General features: G+C 75.2%; 21 protein-coding genes. 14 read left to right on the top strand and 7 right to left on the bottom strand.

The features are described 5' to 3' along the window. Nucleotides 1–159: 159 nt before the first annotated feature. Together ACZ6Y7_RS35560 and ACZ6Y7_RS35555 are read right to left on the bottom strand one after the other, a co-directional pair. Nucleotides 160–1,872: a hydrogenase maturation protein gene (locus ACZ6Y7_RS35560; protein WP_465762089.1), complete on the bottom strand. Its 1,713-nt coding sequence runs from the start codon at nucleotides 1,870–1,872 to the stop codon at nucleotides 160–162. Nucleotides 1,873–2,082: 210 nt separating this feature from the next. Continuing rightward, nucleotides 2,083–3,006 carry a DUF4231 domain-containing protein gene (locus ACZ6Y7_RS35555; protein ID WP_465762088.1) on the bottom strand — a complete coding sequence of 308 codons (924 nt, stop codon included), beginning with the start codon at nucleotides 3,004–3,006 and terminating at the stop codon, nucleotides 2,083–2,085. 131 nt (nucleotides 3,007–3,137) lie between these two features. Here ACZ6Y7_RS35555 and ACZ6Y7_RS35550 point away from each other — a divergent pair, with 131 nt between their 5' ends. Next, the gene (locus tag ACZ6Y7_RS35550; RefSeq protein ID WP_465762087.1) at nucleotides 3,138–3,587 is read left to right on the top strand and encodes a VOC family protein; all 450 of its coding nucleotides are present in this window, start codon (nucleotides 3,138–3,140) and stop codon (nucleotides 3,585–3,587) included. 103 nt (nucleotides 3,588–3,690) lie between these two features. On the opposite strand, the gene ACZ6Y7_RS35545 is transcribed toward ACZ6Y7_RS35550, so the two are convergent. Further along, entirely contained in the window at nucleotides 3,691–5,151 is a 1,461-nt protein-coding gene (locus ACZ6Y7_RS35545; RefSeq protein WP_465762086.1) for an NCS2 family permease, read from the bottom strand. 176 nt (nucleotides 5,152–5,327) lie between these two features. Between ACZ6Y7_RS35545 and ACZ6Y7_RS35540 the strand changes: the two genes are divergently transcribed. From ACZ6Y7_RS35540 to ACZ6Y7_RS35530, 3 genes are all read left to right on the top strand, one after another. After that, a complete protein-coding gene (locus ACZ6Y7_RS35540; protein ID WP_465762085.1) occupies nucleotides 5,328–5,630 on the top strand; it encodes a DUF2530 domain-containing protein in 303 nt (100 codons plus the stop codon). A 52-nt stretch (nucleotides 5,631–5,682) separates the two neighbouring features. Continuing rightward, the gene (locus ACZ6Y7_RS35535; protein ID WP_465762084.1) at nucleotides 5,683–8,136 is read left to right on the top strand and encodes an HAD-IC family P-type ATPase; all 2,454 of its coding nucleotides are present in this window, start codon (nucleotides 5,683–5,685) and stop codon (nucleotides 8,134–8,136) included. 104 nt (nucleotides 8,137–8,240) lie between these two features. After that, the gene (locus ACZ6Y7_RS35530) at nucleotides 8,241–8,450 is read left to right on the top strand and encodes a hypothetical protein (protein WP_465762083.1); all 210 of its coding nucleotides are present in this window, start codon (nucleotides 8,241–8,243) and stop codon (nucleotides 8,448–8,450) included. Between the two features lie 47 nt (nucleotides 8,451–8,497). Here the strand turns inward: ACZ6Y7_RS35530 and ACZ6Y7_RS35525 are convergent, their stop codons facing one another. Then, nucleotides 8,498–11,794 carry a sacsin N-terminal ATP-binding-like domain-containing protein gene (locus ACZ6Y7_RS35525; RefSeq protein WP_465762082.1) on the bottom strand — a complete coding sequence of 1,099 codons (3,297 nt, stop codon included), beginning with the start codon at nucleotides 11,792–11,794 and terminating at the stop codon, nucleotides 8,498–8,500. 132 nt (nucleotides 11,795–11,926) lie between these two features. On the opposite strand from ACZ6Y7_RS35525, the gene ACZ6Y7_RS35520 reads away from it, so the two are divergent. Next, entirely contained in the window at nucleotides 11,927–12,304 is a 378-nt protein-coding gene (locus ACZ6Y7_RS35520) for a hypothetical protein (RefSeq protein ID WP_465762081.1), read from the top strand. A gap of 75 nt (nucleotides 12,305–12,379) precedes the next feature. Here ACZ6Y7_RS35520 and ACZ6Y7_RS35515 read toward each other — a convergent pair whose 3' ends face one another. Further along, nucleotides 12,380–13,261 carry a DUF3027 domain-containing protein gene (locus ACZ6Y7_RS35515; RefSeq protein WP_465762091.1) on the bottom strand — a complete coding sequence of 294 codons (882 nt, stop codon included), beginning with the start codon at nucleotides 13,259–13,261 and terminating at the stop codon, nucleotides 12,380–12,382. 589 nt (nucleotides 13,262–13,850) lie between these two features. On the opposite strand from ACZ6Y7_RS35515, the gene ACZ6Y7_RS35510 reads away from it, so the two are divergent. The 4 genes from ACZ6Y7_RS35510 (at nucleotide 13,851) to ACZ6Y7_RS35495 (ending at nucleotide 17,483) form a co-directional block, all read left to right on the top strand. Continuing rightward, nucleotides 13,851–15,203 (top strand): MFS transporter, encoded by a 1,353-nt coding sequence (locus ACZ6Y7_RS35510; protein WP_465762090.1) that lies wholly within the window; start codon nucleotides 13,851–13,853, stop codon nucleotides 15,201–15,203. 73 nt (nucleotides 15,204–15,276) lie between these two features. Then, entirely contained in the window at nucleotides 15,277–15,807 is a 531-nt protein-coding gene (locus tag ACZ6Y7_RS35505; RefSeq protein ID WP_465762080.1) for a hypothetical protein, read from the top strand. Nucleotides 15,808–15,817: 10 nt separating this feature from the next. Beyond that, nucleotides 15,818–16,618: a futalosine hydrolase gene (locus ACZ6Y7_RS35500; RefSeq protein WP_465762079.1), complete on the top strand. Its 801-nt coding sequence runs from the start codon at nucleotides 15,818–15,820 to the stop codon at nucleotides 16,616–16,618. Then, nucleotides 16,611–17,483, top strand: a complete 873-nt coding sequence (locus tag ACZ6Y7_RS35495; RefSeq protein WP_465762078.1) for a 1,4-dihydroxy-6-naphthoate synthase — start codon at nucleotides 16,611–16,613, stop codon at nucleotides 17,481–17,483. The genes ACZ6Y7_RS35500 and ACZ6Y7_RS35495 overlap by 8 nt, the downstream gene beginning before the upstream one ends. A gap of 48 nt (nucleotides 17,484–17,531) precedes the next feature. Here ACZ6Y7_RS35495 and ACZ6Y7_RS35490 read toward each other — a convergent pair whose 3' ends face one another. Next, nucleotides 17,532–17,915 carry a cold-shock protein gene (locus ACZ6Y7_RS35490; protein ID WP_402225251.1) on the bottom strand — a complete coding sequence of 128 codons (384 nt, stop codon included), beginning with the start codon at nucleotides 17,913–17,915 and terminating at the stop codon, nucleotides 17,532–17,534. A 472-nt stretch (nucleotides 17,916–18,387) separates the two neighbouring features. Between ACZ6Y7_RS35490 and ACZ6Y7_RS35485 the strand changes: the two genes are divergently transcribed. Next, the gene (locus ACZ6Y7_RS35485; RefSeq protein ID WP_465762077.1) at nucleotides 18,388–18,618 is read left to right on the top strand and encodes a hypothetical protein; all 231 of its coding nucleotides are present in this window, start codon (nucleotides 18,388–18,390) and stop codon (nucleotides 18,616–18,618) included. A gap of 38 nt (nucleotides 18,619–18,656) precedes the next feature. Here the strand turns inward: ACZ6Y7_RS35485 and ACZ6Y7_RS35480 are convergent, their stop codons facing one another. Next, nucleotides 18,657–19,283 (bottom strand): HAD family hydrolase, encoded by a 627-nt coding sequence (locus ACZ6Y7_RS35480; protein ID WP_465762076.1) that lies wholly within the window; start codon nucleotides 19,281–19,283, stop codon nucleotides 18,657–18,659. A gap of 99 nt (nucleotides 19,284–19,382) precedes the next feature. On the opposite strand from ACZ6Y7_RS35480, the gene ACZ6Y7_RS35475 reads away from it, so the two are divergent. The 4 genes from ACZ6Y7_RS35475 (at nucleotide 19,383) to ACZ6Y7_RS35460 (ending at nucleotide 23,370) form a co-directional block, all read left to right on the top strand. Beyond that, a complete protein-coding gene (locus tag ACZ6Y7_RS35475) occupies nucleotides 19,383–20,429 on the top strand; it encodes a FecCD family ABC transporter permease (protein ID WP_465762075.1) in 1,047 nt (348 codons plus the stop codon). Then, nucleotides 20,426–21,472: a FecCD family ABC transporter permease gene (locus tag ACZ6Y7_RS35470; protein WP_465762074.1), complete on the top strand. Its 1,047-nt coding sequence runs from the start codon at nucleotides 20,426–20,428 to the stop codon at nucleotides 21,470–21,472. Before ACZ6Y7_RS35475 ends, ACZ6Y7_RS35470 begins: the two co-directional genes overlap by 4 nt. Then, the gene (locus ACZ6Y7_RS35465) at nucleotides 21,472–22,302 is read left to right on the top strand and encodes an ABC transporter ATP-binding protein (RefSeq protein WP_465762073.1); all 831 of its coding nucleotides are present in this window, start codon (nucleotides 21,472–21,474) and stop codon (nucleotides 22,300–22,302) included. The genes ACZ6Y7_RS35470 and ACZ6Y7_RS35465 overlap by 1 nt, the downstream gene beginning before the upstream one ends. An 84-nt stretch (nucleotides 22,303–22,386) precedes the next feature. Further along, complete coding sequence (locus tag ACZ6Y7_RS35460; RefSeq protein WP_465762072.1) at nucleotides 22,387–23,370, top strand: ABC transporter substrate-binding protein; 984 nt, start codon at nucleotides 22,387–22,389, stop codon at nucleotides 23,368–23,370. Nucleotides 23,371–23,394 lie beyond the last annotated feature (24 nt).

Raw genomic sequence — 23,394 nt, 5'->3', positions numbered from 1 at the left:
GGCCTGACCCACACCTCCGCGCTGGAGACCAGTCCCCTCCTTCCCCCCCCCCCCCCCCCCCCCACCTCCCCCCCCCCCCCCCCCCCCCCCCTCCCCCCCCTCCCCCCCCCCCCCGCCCCCCCCCCCCCCCCCCCCCCCCCCCCCCCCGCCCGTCCGGCCCTACTCGGGCCGCCCGAGCAGACCGGTCAGGTGCTCCGGCGTCGCCACCGGGCAGGCCTTGTGCACGAAGTCCCGCCGCAGCCCGTGGTACGGCTCGCCCGCCCGGTAGAAGTTGGCGTGCATCCGCCGCAGTTCCTCGGCCCGGTACTCCGCCAGCGGCTTCACCGCCTCGTCGGCGGCGCGGCGGCGCTTCTTGTCCACCAGCCGTCCGGTGAGCTCCGGCGAGGCGGCGATCCCGGCCGCCTCCCGGGCCACCCAGCGGCGGAAATCCGCCGCGTCCCCGCCGAACGCCCGGTCCACCAGGCCGATCCGGCGGGCGTGTTCGGCCCCGACGGGCAGCGCCTCGGTGGTGAGCCGCTCGGCCTGCTCGGCGCCGACCCGCTTCGGCAGGGTGTACGTCCAGTACTCGGAGCCGTACAGGCCCATCAGGCGGTAGTGCGGGTTGAGCACCGCCGAGTCGCGGCACCACACCTCGTCCGCGGCGAGCGCCATCATCAGTCCGCCGGCCGCCGCGTTCCCCGCCAGGGCCGCGACCGTCACCTTGTCCGTCGTGGTCAGGACGGCCTCGACGAAGTCGTCCATCGCGTTGATGTTCTCCCAGGACTCCAGCGCCGGGAAGGCCGAGCCCTCGATGACGTTCAGCTGGATCCCGTTGGAGTAGAAGTCCCGGGGCGCGCCGAGCACCAGCACCGAGGTGGGCCGGTCCGCCGCCTCGCGGTAGGCGGCGAGCAGCCGGCGGCACTGCTCGGTGCTCATCGCCCCGCCTGGGTAGGTGAATTCGAGGTAGCCGACCTCGCCCTCCTCGCGGTAGCGCAGCTCCGACCAGGTCTCGCGACGGGCGGCCGCCGCCGGGCTCACCGGCACCTCGCGGACCCGGTACAGCTCGTCGGCGAGCACCGTGGCGGCCGGCAGCTTGAAGGTGGCCGGTCCGCCCGGGGTGCGGCGCGGGCGCAGCTGCGGGATCCACACCGCGCCGTCCACGGTGGCCCGGCAGATCGCGCCGTCCCGGGTGGCCAGCACCGCGCCGGGGCGCGGGCCGCGCAGCTCGTCCTCGGGGTGGCCGCCGTGCAGGAAGAACTCCCGCCCGTACAGCTCGTCCAGCACCCCGGGCTGGGAGTCGGCGGCGCGCAGCTTGCGCAGCACGGTGGCGGTGTCGTCCTGCTCCCAGTCGATCCGGCGGTTCTCCTGGCGCAGCAGGGGCCGCAGCTCGCCGCGCACGTCCGGCCGGCCGTAGTCCAGCGGTTCGGGGGTGAACAGCCCGCCCTCGTAGCGCCGGACGGCCAGCAGGACGGCCTCCACGGCGGCGTCGGCGACCTCGCCCCGGTACAGCTCGCTCTTGCCGCAGGCGGGGACGGGGAACTCCACGGACGCCCAGACGTCGCCGGCGTCCATCTCCTCGACGGCCTGCAGCACCGTGACGCCCCAGCGCTCCGCGCCCTCGGTGATCGCCCAGTCGAGCGAGGAGGGGCCCCGGTCTCCGACCGGACCGGGGTGCACGATCAGGACGGTCCGGGTGGACCAGATGTCCTCGGGGACGGCCTTGGTGAGCATCGGGCAGATGATCAGCTCGGGATCGGTGCGGGCCACCCCCGCCCGCATCTGCTCGTCACCGAGGGCGAGCTGCACGGCGACCTGGTGGCCGCACTCGCGCAGTTCGGTGTGGACGCGCTGGGTCAGGCTGTTGAACGCACTGGCGATCAGGAGAATGCGCAAGGGGGCCTCCGGCGGTACAGGGGTCGCGCGGAGGCGATGAAACCACGGCATGGACACGTAACGATTACGTTCCGTACCTCGACGCCCTACCCTCACGCACCCCGCACACCTGTGGTCCCGGCGTGGTCCCCCTTCGCCCGATCTCCCCAGCTGTTTCCCACAGTTGGGCTGGCGCGGCGGGCCCGGAGACCCTACCCGCCGCCGCGGGGCCTACCGGGGGAACGCCCGCCGGGCCCGCCAGGTGGTGTGCTCGCGGGAGACGGCGTCCTCCGCGTCGGCGGCCAGCCGGGCCCAGCGCGCCTCGGCGTCCGGCGCCCTGACGTCCAGGTCGGAGAGCTGGTTGCCGACGTTCTCCAGCTCGCGCGCGGCCAGCTGGTACGCGGCGGCCAGCGGACGGAGCTGCTTGAGCTGCGTCCAGGCGATGATCGACGCGGCCGCGGCCGAGCTGGCGCCGAAGACGTGCACCTGCAGCGCACCGGTGGCCTGGGCGACGGCGGCCGCCGCGCCGAGGATGATCAGCGCCGCGATGCCGAGCCCCCAGGAGACCGCCTGCGAGTCGCAGGCCTCCGCCCGGGAGCGGTACCAGGTGCGCTGCCCCTCGACCCGGGTGCGCAGGTAGAGGGTGCGCCGGGCGGTCAGGCTCTCGGCCCGCAGCCGCCGCATCTCCGGCGTGATCTCGGCGACCGTCTCGGGCGGCACGATCTCCGGGTCCTCGAAGGCCCGCAGCACGTCCTCGACCTGCAGCAGGTAGCCGCGGTCCACGTCCGCCGACTCCGCCTCGCCGTCGAACGGGCGGGCCCGGACGGTGTACTTCCAGGCCAGCGTCTTGACCGACTCGGCCGCCGCCCGGGCCTCGTACCAGCGGCCCTGCGGGTTGCTGCGGCGCAGCCGGGACCAGAAGTAGCCGGCCACCAGGAAGGCGGCCACCGAGAACAGCGGCCAGACGTCGAAGTCGCCGTCGTGGTCCGGACCGGGGAACGACCCGATCACCGCGGCGATCACCAGCATCGCGATCAGGCCGCGGTACCAGCGCAGCGTCTCGCGCTGGCCGTCCAGCGAGGCCTTGTCCGCCGTCCGGAACAGCTCCGGGAGCAGCTGCGCCTCGACGCCCCCGGGCGGATCCTGTTGCACCATCGGTCGAGTCCCCTCCCCCTTCTCCGTCCAGCCAGTATTCCCACCGTCAACTGGCCTACACGGGCGCCTTTTTGACACCTTCCGACCGCGGCCGATTGCCCGACGATCCGGCAACCGGTAGAACCGGTTACATGCCGCTGCACTGGAAGCTCGTCATCGACTGCGCCGACCCGCACCGCCAGGCCGCCTTCTGGGCCGCCGCCCTGGAGTACGCGCTGGAGGACCACGGCCCGCTGGTCGCCCGCCTGCTCGCGGCCGGCGCGATCGGCCCGGAGGCCACCGCCGAGGTGGCCGGCCGCCCCGTCTGGCGCACCCTGGCGGCCGTCCGCCACCCCGAGGACCCGTTCGACCCCGCCTCGGACACCGGCCTCGGCCGCCGGATCCTCTTCCAGGCCGTCCCCGAGCCCAAGCGGGACAAGAACCGGCTGCACCTGGACCTCCACCCCGGCCCGGAGGCCCGCGCGGCCACCGTCGCCCGCCTGGAAGCCCTCGGCGCCACTGTCCTGCGCGAGGTCGACGAACCGGGCGGCCGGTGGACCACCATGGCCGACCCCGAGGGCAACGAGTTCGACGTCCAGTGACCGGGCGCCCGGCCCCCGGAAGCCACTGAAAGCACCGGAGAGCACCGAGAAGCCCCGCGGCCCCGCACCCGGGTGGGTGCGGGGCCGCGGGGGCCGGGCGGGGTCAGAGCAGGCCGAAGGCCGGCATCAGGTAGTAGAAGGCGAACACCGCGGCCACCGCGTACAGCGGGGCGGGCACGCCGCGGCCACGGCCGGCGGCCAGGCGCAGGACGCAGAAGGCGATGAAGCCGAAGCCGATGCCGTTGGTGATGCTGTAGGTGAACGGCATCATCACGATGGTCAGGAAGGCCGGGATCGCGATGGTGTAGTCGGCCCAGTCGATCTCCTTGACCGAGTTGGCCAGGATCAGGAAGCCGACCGTGACCAGGGCCGGGGTGGCGGCCTGGGCGGGGACCATGGTGGCGAGCGGGGTCAGGAACAGCGCCACCACGAAGAGCAGGCCGGTGACGATCGACGCGAAGCCGGTCCGGGCGCCCTCGCCGACACCGGCGGTGGACTCGACGAAGCAGGTGTTGGCGGAGGCGGAGGTGGCGCCGCCGGCCGCGGTGGCGATGCCGTCGACCATCAGGACCCGGTTGATGCCGGGCAGGTCGCCCTTGGCGTCCAGCAGGTGGGCCTCGTCGGCCACGCCGAGGATGGTGCCCATCGCGTCGAAGAAGCACGACATCAGCACGGTGAAGACGAACAGCACGCCGGTCAGCACGCCGACCTTCTCGAAGCCGCCGAACAGGCTGACCTTGCCGACCAGCCCGAAGTCCGGTGCGGCGACCGGGTTGCCCGGCCAGGTCGGGACGGTCAGGCCCCACTTGGCCGCCGGGACGTCGGCCACCTTGTCGAGCACCACGGCGAGCGCGGTGGAGATCGCGATGCTGATCAGGATCGCGCCGGGCACCTTGCGGATCACCAGGACCAGGGTGAGCAGCAGGCCGACGACGAAGACCAGCACCGGGAAGCCGAGCAGGTGCCCGTTGCCGCCGAGCTGCAGCGGGACGGTGGTGTGCGCGGCGTCCGGGATGCGGCTGACGAAGCCGGAGTCGACCAGGCCGACCAAGGTGATGAACAGACCGATACCGATCGCGATGGCCTTGCGCAGACCGAGCGGCACGGCGTTCATGACCCGCTCGCGCAGGCCGGTGGCCACCAGCAGCATGATCGCGAAACCGGCCAGCACGACCATGCCCATGGCGTCCGGCCAGGTCATCCTGGGCGCGAGCTGGAGCGCCACGATGGTGTTGACGCCGAGGCCGGCCGCCAGGCCGATCGGGACGTTGCCGACCACGCCCATCAGCAGGGTGGTGAGACCCGCGGTGAGGGCGGTGGCGGTGACCAGCTGGGCGCTGTCCAGGTGGGCCCCGGTCATGTCCGTGGCGCTCGCCAGGATGATCGGGTTCAGCACCAGGATGTACGCCATGGTGAAGAAGGTGGCGACACCGCCGCGGATCTCCCGCGGCAGGGTGGAGCCGCGCTCGCTGATCCGGAAGAAGCGGTCGACCGCGCCCACGGGGGGCTTGGGCGCGGCGTCGGCGGGTTCGGGCGACTCGGTGGCCGGCTGGACCACAGGCATGCGTGCGTCCTCTGTGGGGGAGCTGAGGAGGGGGAGTTGACACCCGGGGCGACGGTGGCCGGGCTCAGAGCCTTCAGTATGGTTTCCGCATCGCACACGCGCTATCTTCGCGCGTAGAGCCCGGCCGGGGCCCACGCAACCGCGACCGGCCCCCGCCGCACCGTACGCTAGTCCCCATGCCCAAGACGCCGCTGCACCCCTCCCCCCCTCCGTTGGAGGCCAATGACGTCGCCATCGTCGGCGGCGGCACGGTGGTGTGGTTCGTCGCCTTCCTGGTGCTGCTCCCCTTCCAGGGCACGCTCTCCGACCACGGCCACGGCACCTGGCCGTGGATCTGCCTCTCCGGCGGCCTGCTCGGTCTGATCGGCCTCTGGTACTGCCGCGCCCGGCGGGACGCGATCGCCCGCGGCCGCGCCGCCGAGGCGGCCGAACGCGTGACGGACGGCGACGGTCAGGACCCGGCCACCCGGTCGGACTGAAGAGTCCGTCAGCAGCACGCATCGAACATGAGGCGCCCGTAGAGTCGGTGCCATGACGCAGCCTGCGCAGCCAGCGGAAGAGCGGCCGACCGACGGGGACCGTCCGGACGGGGCCCACCCCCTCGGGCTGCTGCCCGGGCGGCGCGGCGGCCTGACCGCCGCCGAGGTGGCCGAGCGCGTCGCGAAGGGGCAGGTCAACGACGTCCCGGTGCGCTCCAGCCGCTCCACCCGCGAGATCGTCCGGGCCAACGTCTTCACCCGCTTCAACGCGATCATCGGCGTGATGTTCGGGATCATCCTGGTCGTCGGGCCGATCCAGGACGGCCTGTTCGGTCTGGTCATCGTGGCCAACACGGCGATCGGCATCATCCAGGAGCTGCGCGCCAAGAAGACCCTGGACAGCCTGGCCCTGATCGGCGAGGCCCGCCCGCAGGTCCGCCGGGACGGCGGCGTCCGGCCGATCGGCGTCTCCGAGATCGTCCTCGACGACACCGTGCTGCTCGGCATCGGCGACAAGGTGATCGTGGACGGCGAGGTCACCGAGGCGGACGGTCTGGAGATCGACGAGTCGCTGCTCACCGGCGAGCCCGACCCCGTCCTCAAGCAGCCCGGCGACCAGGTGATGTCCGGCAGCTTCGTGGTGGCGGGCGCGGGCGCGTTCACCGCCACCAAGGTCGGCCGCGAGGCCTACGCGGCGCAGCTCGCCGAGGAGGCCAGCAAGTTCACCCTGGTGAAGTCGGAGCTGCGCAGCGGCATCGACAGCATCCTGCGGTTCATCACCTACCTGCTGATCCCCACCGCGATCGGCCTGATCATCAGCCAGCTGGCCGTCGAGGGGCGGGACTGGCGCGAGGCCGTACGGCGGATGGTGGCCGGCATCGTCCCGATGGTCCCCGAGGGCCTGGTGCTGCTGACCTCGGTGGCCTTCGCGATCGGCGTGATCCGGCTCGGCCGCAAGCAGTGCCTGGTCCAGGAGCTCCCGGCGATCGAGGGCCTGGCCCGGGTGGACACCGTCTGCCTGGACAAGACCGGCACCCTCACCGAGGGCGGCATGGACGTGATCGACCTGCGGGTGCTCTCCGACGGGGAGCCCGCCGCCGTCGGCCCGGACACCGTCCGGCACGCGCTCGCCGTGATGGCCGGCGCCGACGCCCGCCCCAACCCGTCCATGCAGGCCGTCATCGACGCGTACGGGCGCGGCGACGACGCGCGCGAGCGGGACGGCTGGCGGGTGATCGAGGCGATGCCCTTCTCCTCCGCCCGCAAGTGGAGCGGCGTGCAGCTGCTGGAGCCGCAGGGCGGCGAGGCCAGCTGGCTGCTCGGCGCCCCCGACGTGCTGCTGCCCGCCGGGCACCCGGCGCTGGCCGAGGTGGACGAGCTGGGCGCGCGCGGCCTGCGGGTGCTGCTGCTCGGCCGGACGCCCGTCCCGCTGGACTCCCCCGACCCGGCCGCCGACCTCACCCCGCTCGCGCTGGTGGTGCTGCAGCAGCGGCTGCGCGGCGACGCCGCCGAGACGCTGCGGTACTTCGAGGGGCAGCGGGTCCGGGCCAAGGTCATCTCGGGCGACGCGGCGGTCTCGGTCGGCGCGGTGGCCGGCCACCTGGGCCTGCCCGGCGCCGACCACCCGCTGGACGCCCGCACCCTGCCCACCGACCCCGAGGAGCTCGCCGAGACCGCCGACGCGACCAGCGTCTTCGGCCGGGTCACCCCGCAGCAGAAGCGCCTGCTGGTCGGGGCGCTGCAGTCGCGCGGCCACACCGTGGCGATGACCGGCGACGGCGTCAACGACGTGCTGGCGCTCAAGGACGCCGACATCGGGGTGGCGATGGGCACCGGCTCGGACGCGACCAAGGCGGTCGCCCAGATCGTGCTGCTCGACGACTCCTTCGCGACGCTGCCGTCGGTGGTCGCCGAGGGCCGCCGGGTGATCGGCAACATCGAGCGGGTCGCCTCGCTGTTCCTGGTGAAGACGGTCTACTCGGTGCTGCTGGCGCTACTGGTGATCTTCACCCATTCGCCGTACCCGTTCCTGCCCCGGCACTCGACCGTGCTGTCCTCGCTGACCATCGGCGTGCCGGCCTTCTTCCTCGCGCTCGCCCCCAACAACGAGCGGGCCCGCACCGGCTTCGTGAAGCGGGTGCTGCGGCTGGCCATCCCCGGCGGCGCCATCGCCGGGACGGGCACCTTCGTGGCCTACGCGCTCGCCCGCGCCAACCACGCGACCGACCTCAAGGCCGACACCAGCGTGGCCACCCTGACGCTCTTCCTGATCGCCATCTGGGTCCTCGCCATCGTCGCCCGGCCGTACAGCTGGTGGCGGCTGCTGCTGATCGGCACCATGGGCGGCGCGTTCGCCCTGGTCCTGCTGATCCCCCCGCTGAAGGAGTTCTTCCAGCTCTCCCTGGTCGGCTTCCGCGATCCGCTGATCGGCGTCGCCATCGCGGTGGTCTGCGGCATCGCCCTGGAGATCACCTGGCGCTACCTGAAGCGCCGCGGCCTGGAGTGAGCGGTCCGGAGCGAAGGAGCGCCGAACGGCCGTGACACGCGCCGCCGGATGAGTGACACCGCCGCGCCGACGTCCGATGATGACCCCCGGAAAGGGGGTGCCGAATGGCGCGCAGGGGTGGGGAGCCGGAGGCGTTCGTCGCCTTCCTGGGCGGACTGCTGGCGGTCGGGCTGACCGCCCTGGCGATGGCCGGCGTCGGCCTGACGATCAGGCCGACGCCCGCGCTGCGGGCCGCCGCGCTGGTGACCCTGGGCGCGGTCTGGCTGACCGTCGCCGGCACCGTCTACGGCCGCCTGCGGGCGGGCACCGACTGAGCCCGGGCGCGCACCGGCCGGGGCCGGCCGACGCGCGCCCGCCGGGCTCAGCCCTCGAAGTCCCGGGCCGCCGACAGCTCGTACGCCCGGTCCGGCTCGCTGAGCGCGGCCAGCACCTCGAAGCGCCGGTGCCACTGCCCGACCGACCAGGCGAGGCCGGCCGCGAGGCCCTCCGGGGTGGCCGCGTGCAGCAGGCCGGGCACCGGCGGCACCTCGAACTCGTCGTCCTCGTCCTCCGCCTCGGCGAGCTCCGGGTCGTACGGCGGCTCCGGGGCGTCCGCCCCGGGGTCCCAGCGCCAGTCCACCGCGGCCTCGCCGCCGTCCGGGCCGACGACCAGCAGCTCCTCGTGCTCCTCGTAGGCGACCGGGCAGCCGGGCAGCAACTCCCGCACCACCGCCGGGACCCGGTGCAGCACGCCCTCCGACAGCACCCGGCCGCCGGCCACCTCGCTGGCCAGCGACACGTGCAGCCGCTCGGCGAGGTCGGCCGCGAGCGCCGGGGCGACCGGCAGCAGCGGGTACGGGTGCAGCAGCTGGACCAGGTCGGGGGCGTCGGCGACGACCGCCTCGGCGGCGTCCACCACCACCGTGTGGGCCGGCCGGCGGCCGGTGGCCGGGTCCAGCGGCGGCAGCGCCCGCACCACGTCCAGCGGCTCGATCCGCTCGCGGTCCACCCGGGCCAACGCGCTGTGCAGGCCGTGCAGTTGACGGTGGCCGACGACCACGGCCGGGTCGGTCATCCGGTCCAGCACCTCGTCCGGCCCGTGCGGCTCGGCGAGCAGCGCGGCCAGCGTGGTGCGCACCCCGAGCGCGTGCAGGAACTGCTCGTCCAGGGTGGTGCGCGCCTCGTCGTACAGTCCGCGCAGCAGCGGGTCCGCCCCGGCGGCACGCAGCCCGGCGGGCTCCCGGCCGTCCAGCACCGGGTGGTCGCGCAGCCACCAGGCGGTGTACGGCGGCAGGTCGGCGTACGAGCCGTCCGGCAGCAGGGTGCGCACCGGGTTGACCACGGCGTCCCGGTACGGCGGGCGGGCCAGCGCGGCGAGCGCCTCCGGCCAGGCGTCGTCGTCCACCAGGTCCAGGTCGCGCACCGCCAGCAGCTCGGCGGCCACCGGCGGGACGCCGACCGCCTCGTCCGCCTGCAGCGCCTCCAGCACGTCCTCGGCCCAGTCGGCGAGCCCGTCCGGCGCCTCGTCCAGCAGGCCCGTGGGGTGGCCGCCGGCCGCCCGGTCGGCGGGCACGGTGGGGTCGAGCCGATCCAGGTCGTCCGGGTCGAGGACCACGTCCTCGGCCCGCACCAGCACGAAGCCGGCCAGCACGCCGACGGCCGCGAGGACCTCGGGCCCCCAGCGCTCCAGCAGCTCGTCGTCCACCCAGCCGGCGTCCTCCTCACGGGCGAGCGCGGCGAACGGGCTGCCGGGCAGCACGAGTTCGCCCGCGCGGGCCGGCTCGCCCTCGTCGTCGAGCAACGCCAGCCGGGCCAGCCAGGGGTGCTCGCCCGGCCCGGCGGCCGCGGCCTTCACCAACGCCAGGACGGCGTCGGCGAGTTCGAGCGCCGCGTCGAGGTCGTCCTCGGCCACCTCGTAGGAGCGGGCGACGGCGGCCCGCACCTCGGGGGTCTCCAGCACCCCGGCCGGGGTGGCGGTGCCCGCGCCGAGCTTCGCCAGCAGGGGGTGGGCGGCCTCGGGGTGGGCCAGGCGCAGGTCGAGCGCGGCCAGCGCGTCGGCCAGCGTCTCGGGGTAGCCCGGGAAGGCCGCCCAGTCGGCGTCCTCGGAGGGCAGCAGCACGCGCCGCGGCCCGGTCACCGTCCGCCCGTCCGCGAGCGGTACGGGCAGCGCGCCGAGCGCCTCCGGATCGGCCCCGCCGAGTGCCGCGTACAGGCTGCGCCACCAGCCGGGCTCGCGGTCCAGGCCGCCGAGCTGGTCGACCACCTCGGCCAGCGGCACCCGGCGCACGTTCAGCACCCGCAGCTCGGTGCGGCGCTCCAGGCCGGCCGGCAGCAGTCCCGGGAAGATCGGCGCGAGCGCCTCGACCACCGAGCCGTCCGCGCCCTCCAGCAGCGTCGCGTCCCTGGGCCGCAGCGCGGGCGTGCCCTCCTCGACCGGCGTCGGGTGCGGCAGGAACGGCGTGCCGGGCAGCCGGGAGAGCACCGCCGCGCGCAGCGCGTTGTCCAGCGCGCCCTGGCCCAGCGGACCGGGCACCAGGCCGAGCGAGCCGAGGTCGGCGCCGCGGGCGCGCAGCAGGTCGGCGTAGCTGTCGGCGGCGCGCTCGGTGAGGAAGTCCGCCAGCGGGCCGGGCGCGACGTGCCGGCGGGTGGAGTCCAGCGGGTACGAGGCGATCAGCAGCGCGGGCAGGCCGATCGGCTCGTCGCTGGGGGTCGGGGCGTGCAGCACGGGCGCGATGTCGGGCCGCTGCGGGGCGCCGTCCGCGTCGACCGGGACGGCCCAGGTCACCGTCCAGTACGGGCGGGCGCGCTCCTCGGTGGGCCGGTCGACCAGCAGCTCGGCGTCCAGCCGGCCGGAGGCGCCGGCGGTCTGCCAGACCGTCCGCCGCAGCCGCCCGCCCCCGTCATCGGTCACCGTGACCTCGGTGACGCCGTCCGGACGGGTCTCGGCGGCGGCCCGGGTGAGCGTCCGGGTGCCCTCCGGGGTCTCCACCACGACCTCGGCGAGGCCGGGCAGGGTGAGCAGCAGCGCGTCGTCGATCCCGGCCAGCAGACGGCGGGTCAGGTCCTCGGCGGCGGCGTCCCGCATCGGCAGCACGACCACCGTGTCGTACCCCTCGGGGGCCGGCCCCTCGGCCGCGAACGGCAGCCGCAGCAGGGGCACGTGGCCGTCCCGGCGGCGCAGCTCGTCGGCCAGCGCGGGCTGCGCCTCGGCCAGCGACCTGGCCTCACCGAGCGACCAGCGCACCCCGCCGGCGGTGCTGAGCACGGCGGGCTCGTCGGAGACCGCGAGTACCGCGGCGAAGCCGACCCCGAAACGGCCGACGGCCGGCTGCTCGCCGCGCTTGGACGACGCCCGCAGGGTGGACAGCGACTCGACGGCCGCCGCGTCCAGCGGGGCGCCGGTGTTGGCGGCGGCGAGCACGCCGTCGGCGAGGGTCAGCCGCAACCGCCCGGGTCCGCGCCCGGCCCGGACCGCCGCGTCGGCCGCGTTCTGCGCCAACTCGACCACCAGCCGGTCCCGGTAGCCGCCGAGCGCCAGCTCCTCCTCGGCGTTGGCGTCCTCCCGGAACCGGGCCGGCGAGGCGGCCCAGGCGTCCAGCACCCGCCGCCGCAGCGCGGCGCTCCCGAAGGGGTCCGCGAGGTGCTCGTCCGTGCCGCTGCCGATGATCCGAGGTTCCACTGGACCTGCCGCCTTCCGCCGCCCTGTACTTCGTACGGGGGGCATTCTCCCCCGCCCGGGCACCCCCGGCGGACCAGGGGCGCCCGCTGCCTATGCTGAGGCCCCTGTTCCGATTGGCGAGGGGGAAACGGCATGGTCTCCGACGGGTCCTGGTACGTCCTGATCGAACGTGACCGGCGGATCGACGCGGACGGCGCCCACCGGTGGCAGCTGGTCCCGCCCCAGGAGGCCCCGCTGGGCCGGGACCAGGCGGTCGGGATGGCGGAGGAGGCGGCCCGGACGTACCTCCCCCGCGAGGATTCCGAGCCGTCCCGTCCGCCGACGCGCCGGATCTTCAAGATGCCCGACGGCGGCTTCCTGGTCGAGCTCACCCACAGCGGCTGGAAGCGCCACTTCCGGGTCTCGGTCGCCGAACTGCTCCACAGCGGGCAGGACGCCCCGCCGCCGCGCCCGACGGCTCCGCCGCAGGACGCCGCCCCGCCCGAGCGCGGTCTTTTCGGCCGCCGCTGAGTCCGACGGACCGGGGCCGGGAACGCCGGCGGCCCGCGTCACTCGTGGAGTGGGCGGGCCGCCGGGGGTACGCGCTCAGGAGTGGCCGAGCTCCTCGGCCGGGGCGTCGGGCTCCACGGAGCCGGAGGCGCGGTCCGGGTGGAGCTGCAGCGGCTCGACCACCAGCTCGTCCAGGATCAGCTCGGACGGCGCCGGCGGGGCCGGGATGACGGCGGCCTCGGAGTGCCCGCCGCAGCCGTACGCGAAGGAGACGATCTGGCCGTCGGCCGGGCCGAACTCGTTGCCGCACACACCGAAGGCCTGGCCCAGCGAGCCGCCGATCGGGATCAGGAAGCCGCAGCTGTTGCACGAGGCCGGCGCGGCCTGGGCCATCGGGGTCTGCGGGCCGTGGGCCTTCTCCCAGCGGTCGGCGGCCAGGTGCAGGCCGAGCCGGGAGAGCACCCGGCTGCGGCCCAGGCCGAGTTCGGCGGCGACGGCGTCGATCCGGGCCCGGGCCGGGGCGGGCTGCACGTGCGGGTCGGTGACGACGAGGTCCTCGTCGTCGGCGAGGGCGACCGCGGGGCTCGGCGCGGGCTCGTCCTCGCCGATCCAGCCGGGCTCCAGCCGCAGGTCGTCGGCGCCGGTCGGCAGCAGGTCGCCGGGGCCCATGTCCCCCGGGCGCAGCCGCTCGCTCCACGGCACCCACTCGGGGGCGAGGACGGCGTCGGGGCCGGGCAGCAGCACGACCTCGTCCAGGGTGACGTTCTTGGCGCGCGGGGCGCGGGCGACGGTGACCGCCCAGTGCCAGCCGCGGTAGGCGGCGTCCAGGCACTCGAAGGTGTGGGTGACGACGCGGTCGGCGTCCGCCTGGACGCCGAGGTGCGCCCCGACGGCCGCCGCTCCGACGGCCTCCTCGGCTGCCTGGCGGGCGAGTTCGACGGCCTCGGCACAGAGCCGGTCGGGGGTACGGCTTCGCATCGCAGCACTCACGGCGTCGATTCTCTCCCAGTTCTTCTGTCGCCCACGGCGTGTTGCCTGTTCCGTCGCGGCTCGGTAGTCCCTCGTCCATTCTGCGCGACCGGAGGCCCCCTCGGGTACCGACCGCGCCGCTCGACCGGCCTGCCGGCGCCCCGGCGCCCCGGCGGGCGGACCTTGGGGCAGGCTACCCGCCGGTCGGGGCCCCGGCACAGTCCGGGGCGGACGCAGCCGTTCCACGACCGCGCCGAGCCGGGCACAATCCCGCGTCGGCGCGGCGATTCTGGGGCAGGATGGGCTTGTGGCGGACGACGACCCGTCGCAGCACGCACTGCGCGCCTCGCAGGCCGGCAGCCCCGACGAGGCGGACGCCGTGCCGCGACAGCAGCCGGTCCCCGACGCGGGCGAACCGCGGTCGGCGGACGGCACCGGGGCGCCCGCCCGGGCCGTGAGCCTGGTCAAGCCCGCCGCACACGGTGCACCCGGCGCCACCGACGCACCGGCCGGTCCCGAGCCTGCCGAGGACCCGGAAGGCCGGGAGGACCGGGACGAGGACCTGGACGAGGAGGTCCCCGAGCCGCGCCGGCACTTCCTGGTCCGTACCGCCTCCGCCGCCGGCTCCCGCGCCGGCAAGCTGGTGCACGGCACCGGCCGCCGGATCCGCCGCGCGACCGCCGCCGAGGGCGCCGGCGAGTCCGGCCTCGCCAAGCTGATCGAGCTGCACGCGCTCAACTCCTTCGGCGACATGCTGATCACCGTCGCGCTGGCCTCCACCATCTTCTTCTCGGTGCCCACCGGAGAGGCCCGCGGCCGGGTGGCGCTCTACCTGCTGATCACGATGGCCCCCTTCGCCGTCCTGGCCCCGGTGATCGGCCCGCTCCTGGACCGCCTGCCGCACGGCCGCCGGGCGGCCATGGCGATGGCCATGCTGGCCCGGGCGGTGCTGGCCTGGACGATGGCCGGGGTGATCTCCGGCGGCGGCCTCGCGCTCTACCCGGAGGCCCTCGGCGTGCTGGTCGCGTCGAAGGCGTACGGGGTGGTGCGCAGCGTCGTGGTGCCCCGGCTGCTGCCGAGCCGCCTCTCCCTGGTGAAGGCGAACTCCCGGGTCACCCTCGCCGGGCTGCTGGCCACGGGTGTGGCGGCTGCGGTGGGCGGGCTGCTGCACCTGATCGGCCCGGGCTGGCCCCTGCGCGGCGCCTTCCTGGTCTTCGTGATCGGCACCCTGATGGCCTTCCACCTGCCGCACGAGGTGGACTCGGCCAAGGGCGAGCAGCGCGCCGTCCTGCACGCCGAGGTGCACGGCGAGGGCTCGCACCTGATCCACCACAAGCCGCCGCCGGTCAAGGCCTCGCTGCGCACCGTCGGGCCGTCGGTGATCCTGGCGCTGCGGGCGATGTCGGCGATGAAGTGGCTGGTCGGCTTCCTGGTGATGTTCCTGGCCTTCCTGCTGCGCGAGGAACCGATCGGCGGACTGCGGCCGACGCTCGCGCTGGGCCTGGTGGCTCTGGCCGCGGGCACCGGCAACGCGCTCGGCTCGGTGCTCGGCTCCTGGCTGCGCACCCGCGGCCCGGAGGCGACGGTCACCGCGATGCTGCTGCTGGCCACCTGCGTGACGGCCGCGGCCGCGCTCTGGTACGGCGTGGTGACGGTGATCCTGGTCGCGGGCACCGCCGGGATGGCGGCCTCGCTGGGCAAGCTGGCGCTGGACGCGCTGATCCAGCGGGACGTCCCGGAGGCGGTGCGGACCTCGGCCTTCGCCCGGTCCGAGACGCTGATGCAGCTGTCCTGGGTGGCCGGCGGCGCGGTGGGCATCCTGCTGCCGCTGAACGGGGTGCTGGGCCTGTCGGTCGCCGCCGCGGTGGTGGGCCTGGTGCTGCTGTGGACGCTCCGCTCGCTCGCCCGGGTCGGCCTGCGGCGGCACCCGACGGCGCCCCGGGTGGCCTGACCGACGGTGCGGCAACACGCGGTGGCGGACCCCCGCGTAGCGTGATCGGCCAGGCCCGGTAGATTCTGATCCCATGAGCCTCAATTCCCGTGCCATCGCCGCCCTCGGCGCCGTCGTCGTGGTCGGCGCCGCCACGGTGGGCACCTCCGTCGCCATCGCGTCCGACCAGACCGAGCACATCTCGCACCGTGCCACCCTCACGGTCGGCAACTCCTCGATCGCCGCGGACCCGCTGTGCTGGAACAACGGCAGCCCGATCACCGAGGACCTCCAGGACAAGTGCCAGGAGGACGCCAACAACGCCCTGAAGAACGGCACCCTGCCCACCTCGGACGTGCTGGCGAGCGACCGGGTCGGCATCGGTGTCTCCCCGAACGTGGCCGACTCGGGCTGGTGGGCCTTCAGCAACGGTGGCTCGACCTCCTCCGGCGGACGCACCAGCATCGCTTCGTACGCCAAGGGCCCGACCTGGTCCGGCGCCCAGCAGGCGAACAAGATCCTCAACGCCAGCGGCAAGACGCTGATCACCGTGGTCGAGGGCGACAAGAACTCGGACAACCCGATCGCCGTCTGGTACTTCCAGCTGAACACCCAGGACAGCTGACGTTCCTGCGATGACCGCGCACGACGCCGGAAACGGCGAGCACGAGCAGTCGGGCCCCGGGCGGGCCCGGCTGCTCGTCGTCGTCGCGGTAAGCGCCGAGGCCGAGGCCGTGCTGCGCGGCCTGACCGGCGGGGCCGTCGCCCTGCCGCTGCCCGGTGGCACCCTGCACCGCTCCGGGGGCGCCCCGGTGGACGTGCTGGCCGCCGGGGTCGGCCCGGCCGCCGCCGCGGCCGCCGCCTCCGCCGCGCTGGCCGCCCGCCCGTACACCCTCGCCGTCTCGGCCGGGATCGCCGGAGGCTTCGCCCCGCACGCCCCGGTCGGTGCCACCGTGGTGGCCGACGCGATCGTGGCCGCGGACCTCGGCGCGGAGACCCCCGAGGGCTTCGCCGACGTCACCGAGCTGGGCTTCGGCACCGTCCGGCACACCCCTCCCGCGGCGCTCGTCGGGCTCGTCGGGCGGGCGCTGGCCGACCGGGGCGCCGTCATCGGCCCGGTGCTGACCGTCTCCACCGTCACCGGCAGCGCCCGGCGGGCCGCCGAGCTGGCCGCCCGCCACCCGGGTGCGGCCGCCGAGGCGATGGAGGGCTTCGGCGTGGCCGAGGCCGCCGCCCGGTACGGCGTGCCGGCCCTCGAACTGCGCACCGTGTCCAACCCGGTGGGCCCGCGGGACCGGGCCGCCTGGCGGATCGGCGAGGCGCTGGCCGCCCTGGAGCGGGCCTTCGCCGCGCTGCCCGTCCACGAACTGGCCGCACGGCGGGCACCGGAGAGGGCCGCGCGGCACCGACCGATCGAGGAGGCCGGCCGTGGCTGAACGGCTGAGCATCGCGTACTCGCCCTGTCCGAACGACACCTTCGTCTTCCACGCCTGGGCGCACGGCCTGGTGCCCGGGGCGGACGCCCCCGAGGTGACCTTCGCCGACATCGACGTCACCAACGGCATGGCCGAGCGCGGCGAGCTGGACGTCCTGAAGATCAGCTACGGCGCGTTGCCGTGGGTCCTGGACGAGTACACCCTGCTGCCCTGCGGCGGCGCGCTCGGGCGCGGCTGCGGCCCGCTGGTGCTCACCCTGCCGGGCGTGGAGTCCCCGGCGGACCTCGCCGGGAAGACCGTCGCGGTGCCCTCCGAGCGCTCCACCGCCTACCTGCTGTTCCGGCTCTGGGCGGCGAAGGCGGTCCCGGGAGGCTTCGGCGAGATCGTCGTCCTGCCGTTCCACGAGATCATGCCGGCCGTCCGGGACGGCCGGGTGGACGCCGGCCTGGTGATCCACGAGGCCCGCTTCACCTACCGGCAGTACGGGCTGCACAGCCTGGCCGACATGGGCGAGGCCTGGGAGCGGGAGACCGGACTGCCGATCCCGCTGGGCGCGATCATCGCCAAGCGCTCGCTCGGCGCCGAGCGGTTGCGGGCGATCGCCGACGCCGTCCGCGCCTCCGTCCGGCAGGCCTGGGCCGATCCGGCGGCCGGCCAGGAGTATGTGCTGGCGCACGCCCAGGAGATGGACCCGGACGTCGCGAAGCAGCACATCGAGCTGTACGTCACCGAGTTCACCGAGGACCTCGGCGAGGAGGGCCACGCGGCCGTCCGCGCGCTGCTCACCCGGGCCGCCGCGGAGGGGTTGGTGCCCCCGCTCGACCCGGGTGCGCTGGCGTTCCAGGGCTTGTCGGACGCGCCGTAGGGCACGCCGGACAAGCCGCGGCTCCGCGCTTGCGGCGCCCTGGGCCGGTCAGACGTCGAACTGGTCGGCCACCGCGCGCAGCAGGCCGGCCAGCTTCTGACCGGTCGGCTTGGCCGGGTAGCGCCCGCGCTGGAGGCCGGGCAGCACCGCGTCCAGGGTGGTGATCAGGTCCTGGACGATCGGGGCCATGTCGTCCGCGCTGCGGCGCTGGGCGGCGGCCACCGAGGGCAGCGCCTCCAGCAGCTGCACGGCCATCGCCTGGTCGCCGCGGTGGCCCGCCACCACGCCGAACTCGACCCGCTGACCCGGCTTCAGCGCGGTGACACCGGCGGGCAGCGCCTTGGTGTGGACGAAGACGTCGCCGCCGTCGTCGCGCGACAGGAAGCCGAAGCCCTTCGTCTCGTTGAACCACTTGACCTGGCCGGTGGGCATCTCGAACAGTCCTCGAATGGGTGTGAGGGATCCCGGCCCTGGCCGGGGATCACTGGGTGGTGGAAGAAGGCGGCCGACCTCGGCTCGGCGCCCTTCGGCGCTCATGGTCGGCACGCGGTCAGGAGCAGACTAACGGTCCGTGACTGCCTCATTCGTGTTCCGCGAAGGATCCGCGCTCCGGGGACCGCTCGGGGTGGCGGGGCGCGGGGATCTCGCGGTCACGGGCGACCCGGTACTGGCACGGCCGGGTCGCGTCGCTGCGCTGTCCATCGGCTCACACCCCCGGGTCTGAGGACACGGGACGCACCTGTAGCGCCCCTCGGCACCCCCTGCATACCCCCGCTCAACAGGGATCAAAACGTTGAGCTGCCGGGAAACTGCGCAACGTGACCGGGCCGCTCCGGTGGGCCTTGCCGACCGCCGCTCTGCCACACTGGGGGCGGTCCGGCCCCGCCCCGAGGAGTGAACAGACGTGAGCAGCCAGAGCGCCGAGCCCGGCGACGTGTACGTCAAGGCCGGGGCGATCGTCTTCGGCATCGGCGCCCTCGCCACCCTGGTCACCTTCGTCCCGCTGTTCCTGCACCTCACGCCGCTGCCGACGGCCGCGTACTGGCTGAGCATGCTGATGCCGGCGGGCTTCCTGTCCGCGCTGACCGGGCTCTTCCTGAACGCCCGGGCCCAGCGCCGCCGCGTCCGGCCGTAGGTCGGCCCCCGCGCCCCGGGCGGCCGGGGCAGGCGGCCCTAGGCGGCCAGGTGGGCGGCGAGCCAGGCCGGGAACTCGGTGAGGTCCGCCAGCACCACGTCCGCGCCCGCCTCGCGCAGCTCGTCGGCGCCGTACGGGCCGGTGGGGACGCAGACGGCGAGGGCGTCCGCGTACCGGGCGCCGCGGATGTCCCCGAGGTGGTCGCCGACGTAGATGCTCGCGCCGTGGTCGCGCAGCGCGTCGCCCTTGGTCTCCGCCCAGAGGTCGCCGATCAGCACGTCCGCGGGCAGCCCGGCGTGCTCCAGGTGGAGGCGGGCGTTCGGCTCGTACTTGCCGGTGATCACGGCGACCCGGCCGCCGTGCGCGCGGACCGCCTCGACGGCGGCGTGCGCGCCCGGCAGGGCGACGGTCGGGGCGAAGGCGTGGTCGCGGTACAGCTCGCGGTAGCGGGTGGCGGCCCGCTCCACCTCCTCCTCCGGGAACCAGTTGCGGATCTCGTCCAGCAGCGGCGGGCCGAGCCGGGTGACCACGAGGTCGGCGTCGATGGGGGTGCCGGTCTCGGCGGAGAGCGCCAGGTAGGTCGCGCGGATACCCGGCCGGGTGTCCAGCAGCGTCATGTCGAGGTCGAAGCCGACGGTGAGCGGGGCCTGTGAGGTCGCGGGCATGCCGCCAGGCTATCCAACGGGCGGCCCGGGCCACGAGGGGATTTGCCCCGGCTTCACGGCGGAACTTAGGTTTGCCTGAGTTGTCTGCGGAGGGGGCCCATGACCCACGACACCACGGCGCCGCCGGGCGCGCCGCGCACGCCGGACCGCGCGCAGCGGCGCCGAATACCGTGGTTCGCCGCCGCGCTGGCCGTGCTGGCCGCCGCGGTGCTGCTGAGCCTGGCGATCGGCAGCCGGACCGTTCCGCTCGGCGACACCGTCGACGCCCTGCTGCACGGCGGCGACACCGCGAACGCCGTGGTGATCCGCGAGCTGCGGGTGCCCCGTACGGTCGTCGGGCTGGCCGTCGGCGCGGCGCTCGGGCTGGCCGGGGCCGTCATGCAGGGCCTGACCCGCAACCCGATCGCCGATCCCGGCATCCTCGGTGTCTCGCAGGGCGCGGCGGCCGGAGTGGTGGTCGCCATCTCCGGCTTCGGCGTCTCCACCCTCACCGGGTACGTCTGGTTCGGCTTCGCGGGCGCGGTGCTGGCCACCGTGCTGGTCTACGGCCTCGCCGGGCGGGGCCGGGGCGGGGCGACGCCGGTCAAGCTGGCGCTGGCCGGTTCGGCGATGTCCGCCTTCATCGCCTCGCTCAACACCCTGGTGCTGACCACGGACGCGGCCACCATGGACCGGTTCCGCTTCTGGCACGTCGGCTCGCTCTCCGGCCGTACCGCCGACGTGGCCTGGCAGCTGCTGCCCTTCCTGGCGGTCGGCACCGTGCTGGTCGCGTCGGTGGCGCGCGGGCTGGACGCGCTGGCGCTCGGCGACGACACCGCGAAGGGCCTGGGCGCGCGGACCGGCCTGGTCCGGGCGGTCGGCGCGCTGGGCGCGACCGTCCTCACCGGCTCGGCGGTCGCGGCGGCCGGCCCGGTCGCCTTCGTCGGCCTCGCCGTCCCGCACACGGCCCGCGCCGTCGCGGGCGCCGACCACCGCTGGATCCTCGCCTTCTCCGCCGTCCTCGGCCCGGCCCTCCTGCTGCTGGCCGACACCCTCGGCCGGGTGCTGTTCCCGCCGTCCGAGGTCCCGGCGGGCGTGATGACGGCCCTGGTCGGCGTCCCGGTGCTGGTAGCCCTGGTGCGCCGCCGGAAGGTGGTGGCGGCATGAGCGGGGTGTCCCTCCCCGGGTACTCCGTGCTGCGGGCCGGCCGGGCCTCCGTGCTGCTGCACCGGCGCTCGGCCCTCGTCGCGGCCGGGCTGCTGGCGGCGCTCGCCGCGACGGCGGTGGCCTCGCTGTGCCTGGGCGAGTCCACCGTGTCGCCGGCCGAGGTGGTGAAGGTGGTGCTCGGGCGGCCGAGCCCGGACGAGCTGGTGGTCGGCGAGTTCCGACTGCCCCGGGTGGTCGTCGGGCTGCTGGTCGGGGCGGCGCTCGGGCTGGCCGGGGCGCTGATCCAGACCGTCGCCCGCAATCCGCTGGCCAGCCCCGACGTGGTCGGCGTGACGTGGGGCGCCACCGCGACCGTGGTCGGCCTGACGGCGTACGGCGTGGTCGGCTCGACCGGCCAGGCCCCGTACGCCGCGGTGGCCGGCGGCCTGGTGGCCGGGCTGCTGGTGTACGCGCTGGCCTGGCGGCGCGGACTGCACGCGCAGCGCTTCGTGCTGATCGGCATCGGGATCAGCGTCGCGCTGTCCTCGCTCACCTCGGTCTTCCTCACCAAGGGCGACGGCTTCCAGGCCCAGGCCGCCAAGGTCTGGATGACCGGCAGCCTGAACGGCTCCGGCTACGACCAGGCCGGCCCGCTGGCCTGGGTGCTGCTCGCCGCCGTGCCGGTGGCACTGTGGGCGGCCCGCGCCCAGCGGTCGATCTCCTTCGACGACGCCACCGCGGTAGGCCTCGGGCTGCGGCTGGACCGGATCCGGCTGGGCATGGCGCTGCTGGGCATCGTGCTGGCCTCCTGCGCGGCCGGGGCCGCCGGGCCGGTGGACTTCGTCGCGCTGATGGCCCCGCAGATCGCTCTGCGGCTGGCCCGCTCGGCGCAGGTCCCGCTGTTCTGCTCGGCGCTGACCGGCGCGCTGGTGGTCGTCCTCGCCGACCTGATCGCCCGGCGGCTGCTGGCGCCGACCGAACTGCCGGTGGGCGTGGTGACCGGCATGGTCGGCGCGCCGTACCTGATGTGGCTGCTGATCCGATCCCGCCGTGGAGGTTCCTGATGTCCGCACACCAGCCGTCCGGGCACCGCCTGGAGGCCCGGGGCCTCACCCTGGCGTACGAGGCGCGCACGGTCGTGGAGGGCCTGGACGTCGCCATCCCGGACGGACGGGTGACGGTGATCGTCGGCCCGAACGCCTGCGGCAAGTCGACCCTGCTGCGGGCCCTCGGCCGACTGCTGAAGCCGGCCCGGGGCGCGGTGCTGCTGGACGGCGAGGAGCTGGCGCGGATCCCGACCAAGCGGATCGCCCGGCGGCTCGGCCTGCTGCCGCAGTCGCCCACCGCCCCCGAGGGCATCTCGGTGGCGGACCTGGTCTCGCGCGGCCGCCAGCCGCACCAGAGCTGGTGGCAGCAGTGGTCGCCGGAGGACGAGGCCGCCGTCTCGGAGGCCCTGGAACGCACCTCCACCGCGGACCTGGCCGAGCGCAGCGTGGACGAACTGTCGGGCGGCCAGCGCCAGCGCGCCTGGATCGCCATGGCGCTCGCCCAGGGCACCGACATCCTGCTGCTGGACGAGCCGACCACCTACCTGGACATCGCGCACCAGGTGGAGGTGCTGGACCTGGTCCGCCGGCTGAACGTGGAGCGCGGACGGACGGTCGTGGCCGTGCTGCACGACCTCAACCAGGCGGCCCGGTACGCCGACCACCTGGTGGCGATGCGGGAGGGCCGGGTGGTGGCGCAGGGCCCGCCCGCGCAGGTGGTGACGGCGGAGCTGGTGCGGGAGGTGTTCGGGCTGGACTCGGTGGTGGTGCCGGACCCGGTGACCGGCACGCCCCTGGTCGTCCCGGGCGCCCCGTGGGCGGCCGAGACGGCGGCGGTGGACGCCTGACGGCACGCTTGACGGCACATTGGGCGCCATTTCGGACATAATCGACGGCGCCCCGACCCCCGCCTCACCTCCCGAGGACCGCCGATGCGCCCGATCGCCCGCCGCACCCTCCTCACCGGCCTCGGCGGGGCCGCGCTCGCGGCGTGCACCGGCGGCAGCCGGCACCCGTCCCCGGCCACCGCCGACGGCCTCGACGCGAGCACCTCGCCGTCCGCCGCCCCGGTGCCGCCGGTGACCGTGGACACCGCCACCGGTCCGGTGCAGGTGCCGGGCCGGCCGATGCGGGTCGTCGTCCTGGACACCGACGTGCTCGACTCCGCGCTGACCCTCGGCATCACCCCGGTCGGCGCCGCGCTCCCGGCCCGCGACACCAGCTACCCCGACTACTGGCCGTCCCCCCGGACGGCCGGGATCCGGCTGGTCGGCCCGGCGGGCTCGCCCGACCTGCCGACCGTACGGGCGCTGCGGCCGGACCTGATCCTCTCCAACCAGGCCCGCGACGGCGACCGCTACGACCAACTGCGCGAACTCGCCCCGACCGTGCTCACCCAGACCACCGGCGCGCCGTGGAAGGCCAACTTCCAGCTGCACGCCCAGGCGTTGAGCCGGGAGGCGGCCGCGGCGGCCTTCGTCGGCGCGTACCAGAAGCACGCCGGGCAGGTCGCCCAGGCGCTGTCGGCGGCGAAGCTGTCCGGACGCAAGGTGAGCCTGGTGCGGTTCGTGGAGGGCGGCGGGATCCGGCTGTACGGCCGGCAGAGCTTCCCCGGGACGGTGCTCGCCGACGCCCAGGTCGGACGGCCGGACGCGCAGAACGTCGACCAGTCGGACGTCGAGGTCCCGCCTGACCAGATCGGGAAGGCCGACGGCGACCTGCTGCTCTACGCGACGTACGGCGATCCGGAGCGGGCGGGCACCAACGCCACGCTGGCGAGCCCGGGTTGGCAGGCGCTGAGCGCCGTCCGGGCGCACCGGGCGTTCCCGGTGGACGACCAGCTGTGGTTCCAGGGGGTCGGCTACACCGGGGCCAACTACGTGCTGGACGAACTGCAGCGCTTCCTCGGCGCGTGAGCACCGGCCCCCGGGACGCGGGCC

It is taken from the genome of Kitasatospora sp. NPDC053308 (assembly GCF_055585785.1).
This window is presented reverse-complemented; position numbering and strand designations above follow the sequence as displayed.

Coding starts and splice junctions, on each gene's coding strand:
- ACZ6Y7_RS35555 (WP_465762088.1), bottom strand. CDS start 3,006: ATGGTGCAACAGGATCCGCCCGGGGGCGTCGAGGCGCAGCTGCTCCCG.
- ACZ6Y7_RS35550 (WP_465762087.1), top strand. CDS start 3,138: ATGCCGCTGCACTGGAAGCTCGTCATCGACTGCGCCGACCCGCACCGC.
- ACZ6Y7_RS35545 (WP_465762086.1), bottom strand. CDS start 5,151: ATGCCTGTGGTCCAGCCGGCCACCGAGTCGCCCGAACCCGCCGACGCC.
- ACZ6Y7_RS35540 (WP_465762085.1), top strand. CDS start 5,328: ATGCCCAAGACGCCGCTGCACCCCTCCCCCCCTCCGTTGGAGGCCAAT.
- ACZ6Y7_RS35535 (WP_465762084.1), top strand. CDS start 5,683: ATGACGCAGCCTGCGCAGCCAGCGGAAGAGCGGCCGACCGACGGGGAC.
- ACZ6Y7_RS35530 (WP_465762083.1), top strand. CDS start 8,241: ATGGCGCGCAGGGGTGGGGAGCCGGAGGCGTTCGTCGCCTTCCTGGGC.
- ACZ6Y7_RS35520 (WP_465762081.1), top strand. CDS start 11,927: ATGGTCTCCGACGGGTCCTGGTACGTCCTGATCGAACGTGACCGGCGG.
- ACZ6Y7_RS35515 (WP_465762091.1), bottom strand. CDS start 13,261: ATGCGAAGCCGTACCCCCGACCGGCTCTGTGCCGAGGCCGTCGAACTC.
- ACZ6Y7_RS35505 (WP_465762080.1), top strand. CDS start 15,277: ATGAGCCTCAATTCCCGTGCCATCGCCGCCCTCGGCGCCGTCGTCGTG.
- ACZ6Y7_RS35500 (WP_465762079.1), top strand. CDS start 15,818: ATGACCGCGCACGACGCCGGAAACGGCGAGCACGAGCAGTCGGGCCCC.
- ACZ6Y7_RS35490 (WP_402225251.1), bottom strand. CDS start 17,915: ATGCCCACCGGCCAGGTCAAGTGGTTCAACGAGACGAAGGGCTTCGGC.
- ACZ6Y7_RS35480 (WP_465762076.1), bottom strand. CDS start 19,283: ATGCCCGCGACCTCACAGGCCCCGCTCACCGTCGGCTTCGACCTCGAC.
- ACZ6Y7_RS35475 (WP_465762075.1), top strand. CDS start 19,383: ATGACCCACGACACCACGGCGCCGCCGGGCGCGCCGCGCACGCCGGAC.
- ACZ6Y7_RS35470 (WP_465762074.1), top strand. CDS start 20,426: ATGAGCGGGGTGTCCCTCCCCGGGTACTCCGTGCTGCGGGCCGGCCGG.
- ACZ6Y7_RS35465 (WP_465762073.1), top strand. CDS start 21,472: ATGTCCGCACACCAGCCGTCCGGGCACCGCCTGGAGGCCCGGGGCCTC.
- ACZ6Y7_RS35460 (WP_465762072.1), top strand. CDS start 22,387: ATGCGCCCGATCGCCCGCCGCACCCTCCTCACCGGCCTCGGCGGGGCC.